Source organism: Oceanobacillus sp. FSL K6-2867, from assembly GCF_037963145.1.
Classification (GTDB): Bacteria; Bacillota; Bacilli; order Bacillales; family Amphibacillaceae; genus Oceanobacillus.
The window spans coordinates 3,620,418-3,640,810 of record NZ_CP150144.1; the positions used below are offsets into that span (position 1 = coordinate 3,620,418).

The 20,393-nt window shown below is 38.9% G+C and carries 19 protein-coding genes; all 19 read left to right on the top strand.

All coding sequences use genetic code 11. The features are described 5' to 3' along the window. The first annotated feature begins 1 nt into the window (after window position 1). The 19 genes from NSQ77_RS17465 (at window position 2) to NSQ77_RS17555 (ending at window position 20,362) form a co-directional block, all read left to right on the top strand. On the top strand, window positions 2-1,198 hold the full coding sequence (locus tag NSQ77_RS17465) for a PDZ domain-containing protein (protein ID WP_339227342.1): 1,197 nt from the start codon (window positions 2-4) through the stop codon (window positions 1,196-1,198). 235 nt (window positions 1,199-1,433) lie between these two features. After that, window positions 1,434-3,416, top strand: a complete 1,983-nt coding sequence (gene uvrB, locus NSQ77_RS17470; protein ID WP_339227344.1) for an excinuclease ABC subunit UvrB — start codon at window positions 1,434-1,436, stop codon at window positions 3,414-3,416. 7 nt (window positions 3,417-3,423) lie between these two features. Beyond that, window positions 3,424-6,306, top strand: a complete 2,883-nt coding sequence (gene uvrA, locus NSQ77_RS17475; RefSeq protein WP_339227345.1) for an excinuclease ABC subunit UvrA — start codon at window positions 3,424-3,426, stop codon at window positions 6,304-6,306. 246 nt (window positions 6,307-6,552) lie between these two features. Further along, window positions 6,553-6,906 (top strand): YojF family protein, encoded by a 354-nt coding sequence (locus NSQ77_RS17480; RefSeq protein WP_339227346.1) that lies wholly within the window; start codon window positions 6,553-6,555, stop codon window positions 6,904-6,906. Window positions 6,907-7,399: 493 nt separating this feature from the next. Beyond that, the gene (bshB2, locus tag NSQ77_RS17485) at window positions 7,400-8,071 is read left to right on the top strand and encodes a bacillithiol biosynthesis deacetylase BshB2 (protein ID WP_339227347.1); all 672 of its coding nucleotides are present in this window, start codon (window positions 7,400-7,402) and stop codon (window positions 8,069-8,071) included. A 221-nt stretch (window positions 8,072-8,292) separates the two neighbouring features. Further along, complete coding sequence (locus NSQ77_RS17490; RefSeq protein WP_339227348.1) at window positions 8,293-8,487, top strand: PspC domain-containing protein; 195 nt, start codon at window positions 8,293-8,295, stop codon at window positions 8,485-8,487. Continuing rightward, window positions 8,487-8,846, top strand: coding sequence for a phage holin family protein (locus tag NSQ77_RS17495; RefSeq protein ID WP_339227349.1), 360 nt, complete (start codon window positions 8,487-8,489; stop codon window positions 8,844-8,846). The genes NSQ77_RS17490 and NSQ77_RS17495 overlap by 1 nt, the downstream gene beginning before the upstream one ends. 88 nt (window positions 8,847-8,934) lie before the next feature. Next, the gene (gene hprK, locus NSQ77_RS17500) at window positions 8,935-9,873 is read left to right on the top strand and encodes an HPr(Ser) kinase/phosphatase (RefSeq protein WP_339227350.1); all 939 of its coding nucleotides are present in this window, start codon (window positions 8,935-8,937) and stop codon (window positions 9,871-9,873) included. A gap of 12 nt (window positions 9,874-9,885) precedes the next feature. Then, entirely contained in the window at window positions 9,886-10,764 is an 879-nt protein-coding gene (gene lgt, locus NSQ77_RS17505) for a prolipoprotein diacylglyceryl transferase (RefSeq protein ID WP_339227351.1), read from the top strand. Window positions 10,765-10,796: 32 nt separating this feature from the next. Then, the gene (locus NSQ77_RS17510) at window positions 10,797-11,756 is read left to right on the top strand and encodes a nucleoside recognition domain-containing protein (protein ID WP_339227352.1); all 960 of its coding nucleotides are present in this window, start codon (window positions 10,797-10,799) and stop codon (window positions 11,754-11,756) included. After that, the gene (gene ppaX / locus NSQ77_RS17515) at window positions 11,731-12,366 is read left to right on the top strand and encodes a pyrophosphatase PpaX (protein WP_339227353.1); all 636 of its coding nucleotides are present in this window, start codon (window positions 11,731-11,733) and stop codon (window positions 12,364-12,366) included. The genes NSQ77_RS17510 and ppaX overlap by 26 nt, the downstream gene beginning before the upstream one ends. A gap of 3 nt (window positions 12,367-12,369) precedes the next feature. Then, window positions 12,370-12,885, top strand: a complete 516-nt coding sequence (locus NSQ77_RS17520; RefSeq protein WP_339227354.1) for an acyltransferase — start codon at window positions 12,370-12,372, stop codon at window positions 12,883-12,885. A 14-nt stretch (window positions 12,886-12,899) separates the two neighbouring features. After that, entirely contained in the window at window positions 12,900-13,445 is a 546-nt protein-coding gene (locus NSQ77_RS17525) for a glycerol-3-phosphate responsive antiterminator (RefSeq protein ID WP_339227355.1), read from the top strand. Between the two features lie 445 nt (window positions 13,446-13,890). Then, the gene (locus NSQ77_RS17530) at window positions 13,891-14,721 is read left to right on the top strand and encodes an MIP/aquaporin family protein (RefSeq protein WP_339227356.1); all 831 of its coding nucleotides are present in this window, start codon (window positions 13,891-13,893) and stop codon (window positions 14,719-14,721) included. 11 nt (window positions 14,722-14,732) lie between these two features. Beyond that, window positions 14,733-16,226: a glycerol kinase GlpK gene (gene glpK / locus NSQ77_RS17535; RefSeq protein WP_339227357.1), complete on the top strand. Its 1,494-nt coding sequence runs from the start codon at window positions 14,733-14,735 to the stop codon at window positions 16,224-16,226. 85 nt (window positions 16,227-16,311) lie between these two features. Further along, the gene (dhaK, locus tag NSQ77_RS17540; protein WP_339227358.1) at window positions 16,312-17,307 is read left to right on the top strand and encodes a dihydroxyacetone kinase subunit DhaK; all 996 of its coding nucleotides are present in this window, start codon (window positions 16,312-16,314) and stop codon (window positions 17,305-17,307) included. A gap of 11 nt (window positions 17,308-17,318) precedes the next feature. Next, a complete protein-coding gene (dhaL, locus tag NSQ77_RS17545) occupies window positions 17,319-17,939 on the top strand; it encodes a dihydroxyacetone kinase subunit DhaL (protein ID WP_339227359.1) in 621 nt (206 codons plus the stop codon). Between the two features lies 1 nt (window position 17,940). Then, the gene (dhaM, locus tag NSQ77_RS17550; RefSeq protein ID WP_339227360.1) at window positions 17,941-18,312 is read left to right on the top strand and encodes a dihydroxyacetone kinase phosphoryl donor subunit DhaM; all 372 of its coding nucleotides are present in this window, start codon (window positions 17,941-17,943) and stop codon (window positions 18,310-18,312) included. A gap of 388 nt (window positions 18,313-18,700) precedes the next feature. Further along, entirely contained in the window at window positions 18,701-20,362 is a 1,662-nt protein-coding gene (locus tag NSQ77_RS17555) for a glycerol-3-phosphate dehydrogenase/oxidase (RefSeq protein WP_339227361.1), read from the top strand. The last annotated feature ends 31 nt before the right edge of the window (window positions 20,363-20,393 follow it).

Below are 20,393 nucleotides of genomic sequence, written 5' to 3' on the forward strand. Positions count from 1 at the left end.
TGTGGCAGAAGCATGGCTGATCGAGTTATTAAAGGGAATCGGAAAGTTTTTTATCAACCCAGTGGTATACTGGACTATTTTATTGCTCTTTATTGCAGGGCATACACGAATTAAACAAGAAAGAATGAACTACGGAGTTAAAATATTTGATGTGTTTGCAGAGTGGAGAAATACATTACGAACATCACTCATCTGTGGATTTGCAATATCTGTTATTACAATAGGTGCGGGTATGGTGTTTAGTAATGAGATAGTGATACTGCTAGCGATTGTCACAATAATTTTATCAATTACAATGCGTTTTTCATTGCTATCACCCAGCTATACGATTGGACTGACTTTTTTAATCCTGTTTATTTTTCCTTTAGTAGTAGAAAATCAAACAGTTATTTCAAATAGGGGACTTTTTTCTAGTACCAACTTTACAAGTATTACATTGCTTTTGGGAATCATGATTTTAGTAGAATCGATATTAATACGCAATGTACAGCGTAATGAAACATTTCCAAGCATTACATTAAGTGATCGTGGAGCTTGGGTGGGGCAGCATCGGATTAAGAAATTAAGCCTGATTCCGTTTTTTGCGTTTATACCAAATGGATTGATTACACCGTTTGCGCCATGGTGGCCATACTTTTCGATTGGTGAAGAAACCTATAGTTTGATTTTGATTCCTTTTCTTATCGGTTTCGATTACTTGGCAAAGGGCCACTTTCCAGTACATGCAGTCCATAAAATATCGAAGTTCAATGCTTTATTAGGAGTTGGAATTTTACTCATTGCTGCAGCAAGTATATTTGTTCCTCCCCTATCAATTGTTGCGGTGATTCTGGCGATAATAGGAAAGGAATTTCTGAACTATAAATACCGTGTTGGAGATCGATTAAGACGTCCGTTTTTTGGGCAATTGCAAAATGGTTTAACCATTGTTGGAATAATACCAGGAACTCCTGCAGCTCGATTAGATATTTTCATCGGTGAAACCATTAGAAAAGTTAATGGTAAGAGGGTTGCAACCGAGGAACAATTCTATAAAGCTTTACAATCAACCGGGGCATTCTTTAAACTGGAAATACTTGATGATCAAGGAGAAAATCGTTTTGTTCAAGGTGCATTTTATGAAGGCGACCACCATGAACTTGGTTTATTATTTGCTGCAGCTCCATATAGACAAAAGAAGTCTAAAAAGAGCTCTTAATTATAAAAGTGTGAGATGTTCGCAATGAAACATCTCACACTTTTTCTCTAGCTTTTCACTGACTAAATTAATGGACTGATACGAGTCCCTTGGTGCAAATGATTTTCTAGGTCAATGAACGGGTAGTATACTATATATGAAAAAAACCAAAAGTCGAATACTTGTTCGTTTTTGTGTTAAAATATATAATTAGGTATGATAGAGTTAGGTATAGAACGGATCGGAGGAAATAGCTGTGGATGGAAAATTTGAACTTGTATCGAGCTATAAGCCAGCAGGAGATCAGCCAACTGCAATTAAAGAGATAACGGAAAAGGTTCTGGCAGGGCAGCGACATCAAACACTGCTAGGTGCGACAGGAACTGGAAAAACATTTACGATGTCGAATGTTATCAAGGAGATTAATCGACCGACTCTTGTAATTGCACATAATAAAACGTTAGCTGGACAATTGTACAGTGAATTTAAAGAGTTTTTTCCAAATAATGCGGTTGAGTATTTTGTTAGCTATTATGACTATTATCAGCCTGAAGCGTATGTGCCTTCAACAGATACATTCATTGAAAAAGATGCAAGTATTAATGATGAAATTGATAAATTACGTCACTCTGCAACCTCTGCACTTTTTGAAAGAAATGATGTGCTGATTGTTGCTAGCGTGTCTTGTATATATGGTCTGGGTAATCCAGAAGAATACCGTAACCAGGTGCTTTCATTGCGAATGGGAATGGAGAAGGATCGTGACCAGCTGCTCCGCAATTTAGTAGATATTCAATATGCGCGTAACGATATTGATTTTCAACGTGGAACCTTCCGGGTGCGAGGGGATTCTGTTGAAATCATTCCTGCTTCCAGAGAAGAGCATTGTATTCGTGTAGAATTTTTCGGAGATGAAATTGATCGGATCCGTGAGGTTGATGCACTCACTGGTGAAATTATAGGTGATCGAGAACATGTAGCAATTTTCCCGGCTTCCCACTTCGTTACTGGTGAGGAAAAAATGAAGGTTGCGATTAAAAATATTGAAAAAGAATTAGAAGACCGTCTAAAAGAGTTGCGAAACAATAATAAGCTGCTTGAAGCACAGCGTTTAGAGCAACGAACAAATTATGATTTAGAAATGATGCGGGAGATGGGATTCTGTTCCGGAATTGAAAATTACTCCCGGCATTTAACATTGCGAGAAGCAGGTGCAACACCATATACATTGATTGATTTCTTTCCGAAAGACTTTCTTGTTATTATCGATGAGTCACATGTAACGCTACCCCAAATACGAGGAATGTATAATGGGGACCAAGCAAGAAAACAAGTACTTGTTGATCATGGATTCAGGCTCCCATCAGCATTGGATAACCGTCCACTGAAATTTGAAGAATTTGAAGGGAAAACAAAACAGCTTGTTTATGTATCTGCTACACCTGGTCCATATGAATTGGAGCATAATCCTGTGATGACCGAACAAATTATTCGACCGACTGGATTACTTGATCCGGAAATTGAAGTACGGCCAATTGAAGGTCAGATCGATGATTTAATAGAGGAAATTAACAAACGCACAGAGCGGAATGAACGTGTGCTCGTTACGACACTGACTAAGAAAATGTCGGAGGATCTTACCGATTATCTGAAAGAAATTGGAATAAAAGTGGCATACTTACATTCAGAGATTAAGACACTTGAACGAATTGAGGTTATTCGTGATCTTCGTGTAGGTAAATATGATGTGCTTGTTGGTATCAATTTATTGCGTGAAGGTTTGGATATCCCAGAGGTTTCACTTGTAGCAATCCTGGATGCTGACAAAGAAGGCTTCTTGCGATCAGAACGTTCCTTAATCCAAACGATGGGGAGAGCTGCGCGTAATGAAAATGGTCAAGTTATTATGTATGGCGACAAGATTACAAATTCGATGCAAGTGGCAATTGACGAAACGAATCGAAGACGCAGTATTCAAATGGCATACAACAAGGAGCATAATATCGTACCTAAAACGATTCGTAAAGAAGTTCGTGATGTTATTAAAGCGACGATTGCTGCAGAAGATCAGGAGAAATATGAATCAACGACAAAAGGCTTAACGAAACTAACGAAGAAAGAAAAAACGAAGGTGCTCGAGCAAATGGAAAAAGAAATGAGAGAAGCTGCCAAAGCACTCGATTTCGAAAAAGCAGCAGAGCTTCGTGATGTGATCTTTGAACTTAAAGCGGAAGGATGAGCATTTCATGCTTAATAAAACAATTAAAATACAAGGTGCACGTGCACATAATTTAAAAAACGTTAATATTGAAATTCCGAAAAATAAACTTGTTGTCTTAACGGGCTTATCTGGTTCGGGAAAGTCATCTTTAGCATTTGATACGATTTATGCAGAAGGTCAGAGGCGGTATGTTGAATCACTTTCTGCATATGCCAGACAGTTTCTTGGTCAGATGGATAAACCCGATGTGGATTCCATAGAAGGACTGTCACCGGCAATTTCCATTGATCAGAAGACAACGAGCAACAATCCAAGATCAACCGTAGGGACAGTCACAGAGATATATGATTATCTGCGTTTATTATATGCAAGAATTGGAAGGCCTACCTGTCCAAAGCATGGGATTGAAATTAGTTCACAAACCGTCCAGCAGATGGTCGATCGCATTTTAGAATATCCAGAGCGAACGAAGATGCAGATTTTAGCTCCAGTCGTTTCCGGTCGAAAAGGAGAGCATGTAAAAGTATTAGAAAAGCTTAAGCAGGAAGGTTATGTTCGCATTCGCGTCGATAAAGAGATGCGGGAAGTAACAGACGAAATCAAACTGGAAAAAAACAAAAAGCATACGATTGAGGTCGTCATTGATCGTGTTGTTGTAAAAGAAGGCATCACTGGGCGATTAAGTGATTCCATTGAAGCTGCACTTCGATTAGGTGAAGGAAGAATCATTGTTGATATTATTGATGGGGAAGAACTTGTTTTCAGTGAGCTCCATGCATGCCCGATCTGTGGCTTTTCCATTGGGGAGTTAGAGCCTCGTTTGTTCTCTTTTAACAGTCCGTTTGGTGCATGTACAAGCTGTGATGGATTAGGAACAAAATTAGAGGTCGATCTGGATTTAGTCATTCCGGATTGGGATAAAACCTTAAATGAAGCCGCGATTGCACCATGGGAGCCAATTAGTTCCCAGTACTATCCTCAGCTTTTGAGGAGTGTATGTAACCATTTTGATATTGATATGGATATACCTGTTAAAGATATTCCAGAAGATAAAATGGATAAGATTTTAAATGGCAGTGGAAAAGAGAAAATACATTTTTATTATAAAAATGAGTTTGGAAATATTCGAGATACAGATATTCTTTTTGAAGGGGTTTTAAACAATGTAGCACGCCGTTATAAGGAAACCTCCTCTGAATTTATTCGTGAAACACTTGAAAAATACATGGCTCAAAAAAACTGCCCAAAATGTAAGGGACACCGATTAAAGCAAGAAGCATTAGCTGTTTTGATTAATGGTTTACATGTAAGCGAGGTTACTAAATTTTCTATAGTAGAAGCGATAAAATTCTTTAAAAAACTTGAGCTGACCGAAAAGGAACAGCAAATTGCTAAAATGATTTTGAAAGAGATTGATAACAGACTGGAATTTTTAAATAATGTAGGGTTAGATTATTTAACACTTTCTCGAACAGCAGGCACACTTTCCGGTGGTGAAGCACAACGAATCCGGCTTGCTACGCAGATTGGCTCAGCACTAACTGGGGTCCTCTATGTCCTGGACGAACCATCCATTGGTTTGCATCAACGAGATAATGATCGTTTAATTGAAACATTGCAAAGAATGCGTGATATGGATAATACCTTGATTGTCGTGGAGCATGATGAGGATACAATGCTTGCAGCAGATTGGCTGATTGATATTGGACCAGGAGCTGGGGAACATGGTGGTAAGATTGTCGCAAGTAATACACCAGAAAATGTTATGAAAAATCCGGATTCTTTAACTGGCAGGTATTTATCTGGAAAAGACTTCATCCCCCTGCCAATGGAGCGACGAAAAGCCGATAAACGGAAGGTTGAAGTAATTGGAGCAACCGAAAATAACCTAAAGAACGTTTCAGCCAGTGTACCAATTGGATTAATGACAGTTGTAACAGGGGTGTCTGGGTCGGGGAAAAGTACACTTGTAAACGAGATTATTTATAAATCACTATCAAAGTCACTTTATAAAGCAGCAAAGCATAAGCCAGGGAAACACCGTAAAATAAAAGGAATTGAGCATATCGATAAAGTAATCGATATTGATCAATCGCCAATTGGACGGACACCACGTTCAAATCCGGCAACATATACGGGTGTGTTCGATGATATTCGGGACGTCTATGCACAAACAAATGAAGCAAAGGTTCGAGGTTATAAGAAAGGCCGTTTTAGCTTTAATGTAAAAGGTGGACGCTGTGAGGCGTGCCGTGGGGACGGAATTATTAAGATTGAAATGCATTTCTTGCCGGATGTTTATGTGCCATGTGAGGTATGTCATGGACAACGATATAATCGAGAAACCTTAGAAGTGAAATATAAAGGTAAAAGTATTGCTGACGTACTTAATATGCGCATTGAGGAAGCATTAGAATTTTTTGCTCCAATACCAAAAATTAAACGGAAGCTGCAAACCATCTATGATGTTGGATTAGGGTATGTGACGTTAGGACAGCCTGCAACAACTTTATCAGGTGGGGAAGCACAGCGAGTTAAGTTGGCAAGTGAGCTTCATAGACGATCTAATGGTAAATCATTGTATATTCTTGATGAACCAACAACAGGTTTACATGTTGATGATATTAAGCGACTTTTGGCTGTTTTACAAAGATTAGTCGAAAATGGTGATTCGGTTTTAATTATCGAGCATAACTTAGATGTCATAAAAACTGCTGATCACATTATTGATCTTGGACCAGAAGGAGGAGCCGGTGGAGGACAGATTATTGCAACAGGAACTCCAGAGCAAATTGCCGAAAAAGCAGACGTATCGTATACAGGAAAATATTTAAAGACAGTTCTTGAACGTGACCGAGAACGCATGAAATCCATGCTTGCGGAAAAAGAAAAAATAAGTACGAAATAACCACTTATAATAAAAGCAATGAATGCCCGATGTACGATGGTAAAATTACCAACCTCGGTTGCAAGAGATTTGGAACTGGACTTTCGGAACTGCGGCAAAGAATAGACGGAACCACATGTAAAAGAAGGCAATGAGCATTATGTTCATTGCCTTCTTTTCCTCTTAATATGAAGAGATGCAAGCTCCCTATTTGACGCGATATCGAGGTTTCGATACAGTAGTAATAGAGAATTGGAGGATAGTAAAATGAAGCCGATAGAGATTGATAATGTACAACAAATTCTGAATCAGTTTATAAATAAAAAAGTTTATATCCATTTGGAAACTACGAATGGGGCGTATGCAAACCATATAAATAAAGCAGCTTATAATGTTGGGGTATATATGCGGAATGCCCAAGTAACCTTTGAACAAGCAAAGATTGTTGGCAATGGTAATGTATACCGTGCTGGGTTAAAGATGGAAATAGGCTGGATCTATGCAGAAGGTTTAACCGATTGGACCATCCATGAAAACTCAAAACTACTACTTGCCGGACATGATAGGGAAGGTAGATTAATGGTCTCCTTACAAATCAGCGAAACTCCATTTAGCTACTAATCTTTGTGATTGAAGGAAACCGGAAAGAATGTGCAATTACGGGATTGTGAATATACCCGCTACGGAAGCACACTATGCGGATCTTAGGGTGACCCGTGAGCCCTCTTGAACTATCGTTCTGCGAAGTCTCACTCTGACCACGTTTCCCATAGGAGTCTTCGTGTGTTTCCTCCGCTAGTATAAGCTTGCTACCTAATATTAGTGGTATACACTGGACAACAATGTCGTTGCGCCTATAAGTCCGGGTGAGCGTAGCGCGGTGATTACTTGAAAATATGATGTAAATGCTGACGAAGCATTCCTTGTCTTGTGGGAACAGCTCGTGTCTGAAGCCGTGCCCACGGAAAGCATCCGCCCGAAGCGATCCCGGACGGCGGTTATTGTACACATTTTAAGAAAAATACAGATAGGTTAGTTAACAGTTTATATCTTTTGATCAAGAATCAACTGCATTAAATCATGAAAAATAATAATTGGAATTAGGTGAATAAATATGGAAAAGCATGTGGTTGTTATTTATCCACATCCAGATGATGAATCGTTTGGAGCAGCAGGAACGATTTTAAAATATCGTGAACAGGGAGTGCCGGTAACCTATCTCTGTGGTACATTAGGAGAAATGGGAAGAAACATGGGCAATCCGCCATTTGCGAATCGTGAAACATTACCAGAGATACGAAAAGTGGAGCTGCTAAATGCTTGCCGAGTACTGGATATGGAAGTCAAAATGCTTGGATACCGTGATAAAACTCTGGAATTTGAAGACAGAAGAGAAGTAGCATTACATTTAAAACAACTGCTGGAGGATCTCAAGCCGACACTTGTGATTACCCATTATCCGGATTATGCAGTACATCCAGATCATAACGCACTGGGTGCTGCTGCAATTGAAGCTGTAGAGTTAATGGATTCGGCTGAACGACCAGAGGTGTGGGCACAGGCAATCTCGAATAACTATATGGACGTACTTGGCAATCCTGATATAATCAATGATATTACGAATTACTTTGATAAAAAAATGGAAGCTATTTTCTGCCATAATTCGCAAGCAGCGGGAGTTCTTGGACAGTTTAAAGATGTTGATAAATTAGAAACTGATGTCCAAGAGGATATTAAACAAAGATTTAGCAAAGAACATTTTTATCGTTGGAAATTTAATGACTAAATAATTGCAATACGTGTAAAATGATGATACAAGTAAATAATAATAACGTGAAAATAAACACCCTTGCATATGTATATAGCAGGGTGTTTTCAAATTGAAACAGTAAAAAATGTAAAGCAATTAGAAACTTGAAAAAAGAAACCTTTTACCTTGCAACATCGTATATAAGTTAGATGGTGATTGGGAACGGGTAAAGATTATATATGGAAGGATGATGGTTTATGAAGAAATTATATCGCTCCACTTCTAATCGTATGGTTGGTGGTGTGCTTGGAGGCATCGGTGACTATTTTAATGTTGATGCAACAATTCTGCGGTTAGCATTTATATTACTATTAATTCCGAGCTTTATGACATTTGCGGTAGTCTACCTGATTGCTATGATTATTGTACCGAAAGATATAGGGTTCCACTAATGTTTAAACGTTGGATTATATCACTTGTGCTTAATGCTATTGCATTAATTGCTGTTGCCCAATTATTTCAAACGTTTCAACTGGATGGATTTGGAACAGCTTTATTAGCAAGTTTTATTCTATCTATTTTAAATGTGTTCATAAAGCCGTTATTAATCATTTTGACATTGCCGATTACAATCTTTACATTTGGATTGTTTTTAATTGTCATTAATGCTATTACATTAATGCTCACGCAAGCATTAATGGGGCCATCCTTTATAATAGATGGCTTTGGGACAGCACTGATAGCCGCAATTGTTATTTCATTGCTGAATATGTTATTAAATAGTTTAGTAAAAGATTCATTAAATCGTTAAAAACGTAGGTCTCATCCTACGTTTTTTTCGTTCCATATGCTAAAATGTATATCAGTTAGCGTCCAAATGATTGGAGGAGCATAAGATTATGGCAGCAATTGTACGTACAAGTGATTTATTAGACAACTTTAACCTAACACTTGTAGCAGGTGAGGATGGAATCAATAGAGAAATTATTACAAGTGATATATCTCGGCCGGGTATAGAGATGACAGGTTATTTCAGATACTATCCAAAGGAACGTCTTCAGTTGATTGGAAAAACAGAGATGACATATTTTCTTGAATTGACGGATGAAGAAAAAAGAAACAGGGCAGAAAATCTATGCACAGATATTACTCCTGGAATTGTTGTTACAAGAGGGATGACAGTCCCGCAAGTATTAATTGAAGAAGCAAATAAAGCAGGCGTGCCGATTTTACACTCGCCGCGAAAAACAACTCGAGTTATAAGCAGGCTTACGAATTATTTAGAAGAAAAATTTGCTCCTTCTACAGCAGTACATGGTGTACTGATCGATATTTATGGTGTCGGAGTTCTTATTATTGGACAAAGTGGAGTAGGTAAAAGTGAAACAGCATTGGAACTTGTCAAGCGTGGACATCGACTCGTTGCAGATGATAATGTAGAGATTCACCAAGAAGACTACGAAAGCTTAATTGGCAACGCACCACCACTTATTGAGCATTTACTGGAGATAAGGGGATTAGGAATCATTAATGTGATGACCTTATTTGGTGCTGGTTCTGTCAGAAGCAAAAAAAGAATTTCGATGGTAATCAATTTAGAAAGCTGGGATGAAAAGAAACAATACGATCGTCTCGGACTCGATGAAGACACAATGAAAATTATGGATGTTCATTTACCAAAATCAACAGTACCAGTACGCCCTGGACGAAACCTTGCAGTAATCATAGAGGTAGCGGCAATGAATTTTCGGTTGAAACGAATGGGGGTTAATGCTGCTGAGGAATTTTCCGAGCGGTTAACAACGATGATTGAAAATGAAAAAAATGTGGGTGAATAGGAGTGGGTAAAAATGATTTTAGCAACAGCAGCTCCTTTGGATAGAGTATTTCTGGAATTGGGACCATTTACAGTATATTGGTATGGGATTATTATCGCCTTTGGCGCAATTTTAGGTGTCTATCTAGCAACAAAAGAAGCAAACCGTCTAGGATTAGAGAAGGATTTGTTAATTGATTTCATCGTGTTTGCTGTACCAGTCGCAATTATTTTTGCAAGAATCTACTATGTTACTTTTGAATGGGAACGCTATGCGGATGGACCGTGGTGGGGTGTATTTGCCATCTGGGAAGGTGGTATCGCCATTCATGGGGCAATTATTGGCGGTGTTTTAACAGCAATTGTATTCTCAAGAGTCAGGAATATTTCTTTCTGGCAGTTAGCTGACATCATTGCACCAAGCTTAATTCTTGCGCAGGCGATTGGTCGTTGGGGAAACTTTATGAATCAGGAAGCACATGGAGGACCAATTTCGCAAGCTACATATGAAAGCTTTCATCAATACTTACCTGATTTTATTATGAATCAGATGACGATTAATGGTGTAATATATCATCCGACATTTTTATACGAATCCTTTTGGAATATTGTCGTGTTTACGATCTTAATTTTAATGCGAAAATATAATCCGCTGCGTGGAGAAATTTTCCTGGGTTATGCAATTCTTTATTCGATTGGCAGGTTCTTTATTGAAGGAATGCGGACAGATAGTTTATATGTTTTCGGTGAACTGCGTACAGCCCAGGCTATATCAATTGTCATTATCGCAGTATCCATAATTTTAATCATCTATCGTCGTAAAACAACTACGGCACGTTATCTTGATATTCCAATTAAAGATAAAAAGAGCACTCATAAGAAAAAGCAGCGTAAAAAGAAGAAAAAACAATAAGGTTCCACCATTTTGAAAGAGAGGTTTATGGAATGATCGGAATGTTAAACCGAGGATTACAACAGGGCTTGAAAACAACCTTGACCTTGGGGAAGGTAATTTTTCCAATTACCTTGATTGTTACAATACTGCAGTATACTCCTGTATTGCCGTGGATTATTCAATTATTGACCCCGGCAATGGGATTGATCGGCCTTCCAGGGGAAGCTGCAGTTCCCTTAGTACTTGGAAATACATTAAACTTATATGCAGGGATTGCAGCAATTATATCATTTGATTTTACAGTAAAAGAAGTATTTATAATGGCGATGATGCTTTCATTTTCACATAACTTATTTGTAGAATCTGCTGTGGCAACCAAAGTTGGTGTCAATTGGTGGCTCATTATTGGTGTGCGTATAGGTCTTGCACTCGCATCGGCATTCGTAATTAATTTTGTATGGAATGGCGGATCAGAGTTAGCACAATATGGATTCGTCTCAACATCTGAAGTGGTATTGAATAGTTGGGTTGATATTGCCTTGCATGGTATACAAACAGCACTTCTAGCAATAGTTCAATTAGCATTGATTGTGATTCCATTAATGATGATTATTCAAGTGATGCGTGAGAAAGGCTTGCTTACAGTGATGTCCAACAAACTTGCACCATTTATGAAATTGCTCGGAATGGACAAAAACACATCCATGACAATGGTTGCGGGTTTAACAGTTGGATTAGCTTTTGGTGCTGGATTAATGATCCAAGCTGTAAAAGAGGACGGGGTATCGAAAAAAGATATGTATTTGGCTCTCATCTTCCTTGTTTCATGTCATGCAGTCGTAGAGGATACGCTTGTATTTATCCCGCTTGGCATACCTGTTTGGCCACTGCTTATCATACGTTTAACAACTGCAATTATCCTGACAATGATTATTGCTTCTATTTGGAACAGCAAAGAAAGTAAGAGAAGAAAGGAAACACTACATGAACATTCATACAATACTCTTTGATTTGGATGGTACATTAATTGATACGAATGCGTTAATTAATGCATCCTTCCTGCATACATTCGAGCAATATAATTTAACATTTACACACGAGGAGATACTGGAATTTAACGGACCTCCCTTAATTGAAACGTTCCAAATGATCGATCCAATAAAAGCAAACAGTATGCTGGAAACCTATAGAAAGCATAATTTGGCTGAACATGATCATTATGTAACAGCATTTCCGCAGGTAATAGAAACGATAGAGCAATTACACAAGCAGAAGTTCCAGCTTGGTATTGTATCGACGAAAATGTCCAAGAGCGTGCAGATGGGATTAAAATTGACGGGGTTAGATCGTTTTTTAAAAACGGTAATTACTTTCGACGATGTTACAAACCCGAAGCCACATGCTGAACCAGTGCTTAAAGCGATGGAAGCTTTAGGAGCTAATGCGGCCACTACATTGATGGTTGGAGATAATCATCATGATATAGAATCAGGAAAAAATGCTGGTGTTATGACAGCGGGTGTGGCTTGGTCTGCTAAGGGGAAAGAAAGGCTTTTAACATATGAACCAACCTATATGCTGGACGAGATGACCGATTTGCTAAAAATTGTAGGAGTGTAAGTGATGCGGAAAACGGAACGATTTAAAGTAGAAAGTTCAAATTCATTATGGCAAATCTACAAGACAGTTCGATTTTGGAAGGTTGTTAAAAATTTCATTATTATTCAGCTTGCAAGATACACGCCATTTTTAAGCATGAAAAATTGGCTTTATCGTACGTTTTTAAAAATGGAAGTTGGGAAACAGACCTCCTTTGCATTAATGGTGATGCCTGATATTATGTTTCCTGAGAAAATTTCAGTTGGTCGTAATAGTATTATTGGTTATAATACAACGATTTTAGCACATGAATATCTAATAAAAGAATATCGAATTGGTGACGTGAAGATTGGTGATGAAGTAATGATCGGTGCCAATTCGACAATTCTTCCTGGGGTTACGATCGGTGATCATGCAATCATTTCAGCAGGAACACTTGTACATAAGGATGTTCCATCAGGGGCTTTTGTTGGTGGAAACCCGATGCAGTTAATTTATACAGAAGAAGAAATGGAAAAACGAAACCAAGATGAATGGTAAAGTAGGTGACAGTTTTGGATGTGCCCACAGGAATATTACCGGCAATTCGAAAAATGAAGGATTTTGATAAAGCACTTGAAACGAACCAAGATTCAATCGTTATTCTCGAATCACGTCTTGCTCAATTAAAGAGCCTCGTTGCATATACAAAGCGTGCAAATAAACAGGTATTAGTTCATTTTGATTTGATACAAGGTTTAAAACAGGATGAATTTGGCATGGAGTTTTTAATTCGAGAGGTGAAGCCGGATGGTATTTTATCAACGAGGGGAAATATTATTCAGCTTGCAAAAAAACACAAGCTTCTAGCTATTCAGCGCATGTTTTTATTGGACAGTCTGGCACTGGATCAAAACCTGAAGCTTATTGGACGATTTCAGCCAGATTGTATTGAAGTATTACCGGGATTAATGCCAAGTGTGATCCAACAAGTATATGATCAGACAAAACTACCAGTTATCGCTGGAGGTTTGATTACAACAAAAGAGGACGTCCAAGCGGCTTTCGACGCAGGAGCAGTCGCGGTCTCGACCTCTAAAACCAGCCTCTGGGATATTTAGAACTGTACTTCTTAAATCATTTTTAAGAAGTCAGCGTCATACGCCCAACCAGACTAGTGCAATGACATTGTTCTGTTTTATCCTGATAATTACATGTAGAGAGCTATATTAGCGTAGTGTATTTTCCGAAGCACGCACATTTGTCGGCAGTTTCTTTAAACTAGTAAATCTTATGCAGAACCTGCAAATGATTGAAGAATTTAATTTATATAATAGCTGAGCTTGGATGTTATAAAATTAATTTATGAAAATAAGTTAACCCTGTTGACAACGCTTTCAGCATCAGTTAATATAAAAAGACAAGTTAATGATGTGGTGGAGACTAGGAGACCTGCATTTCAATCGTACCTTTCTAAAAGAAAAGTATGTTTATTGAAGTGTGGGTCTTTTTAATGCGCTGAATTAACTTGTCTATAAGGTTAATAACGTTAAAAGGGGTGTTTGTATGTCTGAGTTTGTCGCTGAACTGATTGGTACCATGATCCTGATTATTTTTGGTGGCGGTGTTGTAGGCGGAGTTGTATTAAAAAAATCGAAAGCTGAAGGAACTGGATGGGTGCTGATCACTCTTGGTTGGGGGTTAGCTGTAGCAATGGGGGTATATGCAGTTGGAAACTTTACAGGAGCGCATATAAATCCTGCAGTGACAATCGGTTTCGCTGCTGCTGGAGAATTCCCTTGGGCGAAGGTACCAATGTATGTAAGCGCTCAAATGATTGGTGCCTTCATTGGTGGAGTAATCGTGTTTCTAAATTACTTGCCACACTGGAGAGAAACGAAAGACCAAGGTGCAAAGCTAGCTGTATTTGCAACAGATCCAGCAGTCAGAAGTCCTTTTTCTAATTTACTTAGTGAGATGATTGGTACATTTGTTTTATTACTTGGTCTTATGTTTATTGGTGCAAATGAATTTACGGAAGGGTTAAATCCATTAATTGTTGGTGCACTGATTGCCGCAATTGGAATGTCTTTAGGCGGAACAACAGGTTATGCGATTAATCCAGCTCGTGACCTGGGACCGAGAATTGCACATGCCCTTCTTCCGATACCTGGAAAAGGTGGCTCAGACTGGAGTTACGCATGGATTCCTGTTGCAGGACCAATTATTGGCGGTGTATATGGTGCAGTATTTTATCAAGCGATATTTCTTGGTAATTTTTCGGCACTATTCTGGATATTGAGTGGTTTTATTGTCATACTTGTAATTGGGGCAACTAATATAGAATTGAAGAAAAATGACTCAAATCAAGATGAATTAAATAATAAAATAGTATAGGGGGATATAGCATGACAGGAGAATTTATTTTATCATTAGATCAAGGTACAACAAGTTCACGGGCAATTTTATTTAATCAAAAGGGCGAAATTGTAGAAACTGCCCAACGGGAATTTGAGCAATTCTTTCCGAAGCCGGGCTGGGTTGAGCATGATGCAAATGAGATCTGGACGTCAGTGCTTGCGTGTATAGCTGATGTGTTGCGAAAAGCCGATATCAACCCAGACCAAGTTGCGGGCATTGGGATTACGAACCAGCGTGAGACTGCGGTTGTATGGGATAAAACGACAGGCAAGCCTATCTATAAGGCGATTGTCTGGCAATCACGTCAAACGGAAGCCATTTGCAGAGAACTTAAAGAACAAGGACATGAGGATTTAATAAGGGAAAAAACAGGCTTGCTAATCGATCCTTATTTTTCTGGAACAAAGGTGAAATGGATTCTAGATAATGTTGAAGGTGCAAGAGAACAAGCAGAGGCTGGCAATCTATTATTTGGAACAATTGACAGTTGGCTAGTGTATAAGCTTTCAGGCGGGAAAGCACATATTACTGATTATTCCAATGCATCCAGAACCTTATTATTCAATATTTATGATCTTAAATGGGATGATGAATTACTTGGTATTTTGACAGTACCAAAGTCAATGCTTCCTGAAGTACGCGAGTCATCAGAAATCTATGCTACAACGGTTGGCTACCATTTCTTTGGTGAAGAGGTTCCGATTGCAGGAATTGCAGGCGATCAGCAAGCAGCATTGTTTGGCCAGGCATGCTTTGAAAAAGGAATGGCGAAAAATACGTATGGTACTGGTTGTTTCATGCTAATGAATACTGGAGAAAAAGCGGTAAAGTCTGAGCATGGGTTACTGACAACCTTAGCATGGGGTGTTGATGGAAAAGTAGAGTATGCGCTAGAAGGAAGTATTTTTGTTGCTGGTTCTGCTATTCAATGGCTTCGAGATGGCTTGAAATTAATTGAATCAACTCCGGATAGTGAAGCATTCGCAACAAGAGTTGACTCAACAGATGGTGTTTATATGGTTCCAGCATTTGTAGGACTAGGTACACCTTACTGGGATAGTGATGCAAGAGGTGCCGTTTTCGGTCTTACACGTGGTACAACAAAAGAGCATTTTATTCGAGCAACATTGGAATCACTTGCATATCAAACTAAAGATGTGCTCGATGCGATGATTGCAGATTCAGATATTGATTTAAAAACATTACGGGTTGATGGCGGTGCAGTCAAAAATGATTTCTTAATGCAATTCCAGAGTGATATGCTTGGTGTTTCTGTAGAGCGTCCGGTTGTTCAAGAAACAACTGCTTTAGGAGCAGCCTATCTTGCTGGTTTGGCTGTTGGGTACTGGAAAGACAAGGATGAAATTAAAGAACAATGGTTAAATGAAAAAACATTTGAAAACAACATGGTTGAAGAAAATAGAAATGAGCTGTACACTGGCTGGAAAAAGGCGGTAGAAGCAACGAGATCATTTAAATAACAGTGCTGAAAAGAGATCAATAAGCTGTATTTTATTTGATCTCTTTTCATAAAACCTATAAATTGACACAGGAGGCGAGGCTAAGATGAAAAAGATTATTAATGATCCAAACCAGGTTGTTCAAGACATGATTGCGGGAATGATTGCCGCATATCCGAATGCTTTAAAGCAAATTCCAGAAACTACCGTGATTACAAGAAGTGAAGCACCTGTATCAGGCAAAGTAGGTTTAGTGAGTGGTGGAGGAAGCGGGCATGAACCAGCACATGCTGGGTATGTAGGTAAAGGAATGCTGGATGCCGCTGTAGCTGGCGAAGTATTTACATCGCCTACACCTGATCAAATATATGAAGCAATTAAAGCTGTCGATGGTGGGAAAGGTGTATTTTTAATCATTAAGAACTATACAGGCGATGTGCTTAATTTTGAAATGGCAATGGAATTAGCTGAAGCAGACGGGATTCAAGTGGAAAAGGTAATTGTCAACGATGATGTGGCTGTGGAGGATAGTTCCTTTACGACAGGCAGAAGAGGAATAGCAGGAACGGTTTTTGTTCATAAAATTGCAGGTGCTATTGCAGAACAGGGGGCTTCACTGGAAGAAGTAAAAACAACGGCTGAAAAAGTCGTAAACCAAACTCGTTCAATGGGGATGGCTTTAAGTCCTTGTACCGTGCCTGCTGCTGGTAAACCAAGCTTCCATCTTGCGGAAAATGAAATGGAAATCGGGATCGGCATCCATGGCGAAGCGGGAATTGAAAGAAAACCAGTAGCAACAGCAGATGATATCGCCACGGAATTAACGGAAAAAGTTCTAATGGATATGGATCTAATTGGCAATGAAGAAGTAGCTGTCATGATTAATGGATTGGGAGCTACTCCTGAAATGGAACTGTACATTGTTAATAAAAAAGTTCACCAGCTTTTGGCTGAAAAGGGTATACAGGTTTATAAAACATTTGTTGGGGAATATATGACTGCATTGGAAATGACAGGATGCTCTGTTACGTTATTGAAATTGGACGATAAAGTAAAAGAGCTGCTAGATGCAAAATCTGAAGCACCAGCATTTCGTAATTGAGGAGGTATTTGGTGGAACTTCAAGTAAAAGATACAATTCAGTGGCTCGAAAAAATAAATGAGAAAATACAGCAAAACAAAGATTATTTAACCGATTTAGACCAAGCAATCGGAGATAGTGATCACGGCATTAATATGTCACGTGGTTTTCAAGAAGTTGTAAAACAGGTTAACTCGAAGGATTACAATACGGTCTCCGATGTATTAAAGGATACAGCCATGACTTTAATGTCAAAGGTCGGAGGAGCTTCCGGGCCATTATTTGGCACTGCTTTTCTGCGATTTTCAATGGGGATAAAAGGAATGGATGCAGTTAATCAGGAGGCATTTGCAAAGGGACTGGAAGATGCTGTTGCTGGCATTATGCAGCGAGGCAAGGCAACGATAGGAGAAAAAACAATGGTTGATGTATGGTCTCCGGTTGCAGATTATTTTAAGGAAACAGCAAAAGTGCAGGCAGAAGATGTTGTTTATACCGCAAAAAATGCAATGGAACAAACAAAAGAAATAATGGCTACGAAAGGAAGAGCCTCTTACTTCAAAGAGAAATCGATTGGACATATTGATCCTGGTGCCGCATCATCATTTTATGTTTTTGAAGCATTGTCGGAAGTAATCAAGGAGGAAGAGTAAGATGGAACGTGTCGGTATCGTGTTAATTTCCCATAGTTCCAAAATTGCTGAAGGCTTGAAGGAACTTATTTCACAAGTAATCACGGAGGTACCAGTTGAAGCTGCAGGTGGTACGGAGGAAAATGAGATTGGAACAAGCATTGAAAAGATTTTGGAGTCCATACATCGTGCTGATTGTGGAAAGGGTGTAATGCTTTTTTATGATATTGGAAGTGCGAAAATGAATGCCGAAATAGCGATTGAAATGGCAGAATCAATTGAAGTAATGATATCAGAAGCGCCATTAGTGGAAGGAGCTTACGTGGGAGCGGTAGAATCAGGGATGGCAAAGAGTTTGCAAGAGGTTAATAATGCTGTTGAGAAAGCATTTTAATTTATAGAATCACATCTAATTACTGTACATAGCAGTTTGAATATGCTATGATGTAATTAAGTTAATACGTATTGGACGGAGAAATGGAGAACCGCAGACTACTAGTGCATAGAGGCATTAGTATGTTTGCGGTTCTTTTTATTTTCTCATCGCATTACCGCTCAAGCCTCATCTAGTAAAAGGCGGAGAGAGTCCTGTTCGTACCCTTATGGTATATACAGCCTGTAAATTTCTGATTCCGTTCAAGGACCTGTGTGTCTCTCTTGTGGTACTAACATTAAGTGGCGATGGAAGGAACCCCACTTAATAAATTTCACTTTATCACATGAATGAGGTAATAAAAGGGTATAGCTAGCTAAATAACAGAGTTTTAAAGGAGCGTGTAAAAATGACTTTATTTTCAAGTTTTAAAAGAGATACTACGATGAATAGCTTAGAACATGAAGCGTTAGATGTACTTGTAATTGGTGGTGGAATTACAGGAGCTGGAATTGCTCTGGATGCAGTGACAAGGGGAATGAAAACAGGTTTAGTGGAAATGCAGGATTTTGCTGCTGGAACTTCAAGCCGTTCAACAAAGCTTGTCCATGGTGGATTGCGTTATTTACAGCAGTTTGAAATAAAAATGGTTGCTGACGTAGGCAAAGAGCGTGCAGTAGTGTATGAAAATGGACCGCATGTGACAACCCCAGAGTGGATGCTTCTCCCATTCCATAAAGGGAGTACGCTCGGTCCGCTCACTAGTAACATTGGATTGAGAGTATACGATTTTCTCGCAAGTGTTAAAAAAACGGAGCGACGGAAAATGCTAAGCCGTGAGCAGGCATTACAGAAGGAGCCGCTTTTAAAAAGGGAAGGATTAAAAGGGGCAGGCTATTATGTGGAGTATAAAACAGATGATGCCAGACTGACAATGGAAGTAATGAAAAAAGCTGTCGAACATGGCGTGCAGGCAATAAATTATACAAAAGTCATTGACTTTGTTTATGAGCAATCAAAAGTAGTTGGGGTTGTTGTTGAAGATCAGTTAAATGGAAAGACATTTAAGATATTCGCTAAAAAAATCATTAGCGCTGCTGGTCCATGGGTTGATGAAGTCAGGGAAATGGATGGGTCCAAGCAAGGGAAGTCATTGCATTTAACCAAAGGGGTGCATCTTGTATTTTCACAGAAGGACTTCCCACTGCAAAACGCTATTTATTTCGATACGCCAGATGGCCGGATGATATTTGCAATCCCGCGTGGCGAAAAGACATATGTTGGTACAACAGATACGACATATAGTGGTAACATTGCTCATCCGCTCATTACAGCAGAAGATCGGGATTATTTGCTAAAAGCTATTGCATATATGTTTCCATCTATGGAGTTAAAGACTGAACATATTGAATCAAGCTGGGCAGGACTCCGGCCACTGATTGCTGAAGAAGGAGCGAGCAGTCCAAGTGAAATATCGCGTAAAGATGAAATATTTATATCTGAAACAGGATTAATTTCAATGGCAGGCGGTAAGCTGACAGGGTATCGAAAAATGGCAAAAGAAGCTGTTGACCTAATTGCAGAACAATTTAAAAATGAAGATGGATTGCTTTACTCGGCTTGTGAGACAAAGCATCTTCCGATTTCTGGAGGAGATGTAGGCGGTTCAAGTGGTTTTCAGCAATTCAAACAGGATAAGCTTAAAGAAGGATTACAATTGGGGATAAAGGAAGAGGCAGCTAAAATACTGATAGCAAGGTACGGCTCTAATGTAGATATTCTGTTTGAAGCTTATCAAAATAATAAGGAGCAAGCAGCGGAAGAGGAGATCGATCCAATTGTGTTTGCCGAATTGAGCTATGCGATTGATTATGAGATGGCATGTAAACCGATAGACTTTTTTATAAGAAGAACTGGAGCTTTATTTTTTAATATTGACTGGGTTCAATTACACAAACAGTCAGTGATTGATTATATGGCAAAAGTTTTTACGTGGAATAAAGAGCAAAAAGCGGCCTGCACGGAAGAATTGGATGTAGCAATTCATGAGGCTGTAACGGCAGTGGAATAGCATTTAAAAGGTTAACCTTGTACTGCACCCC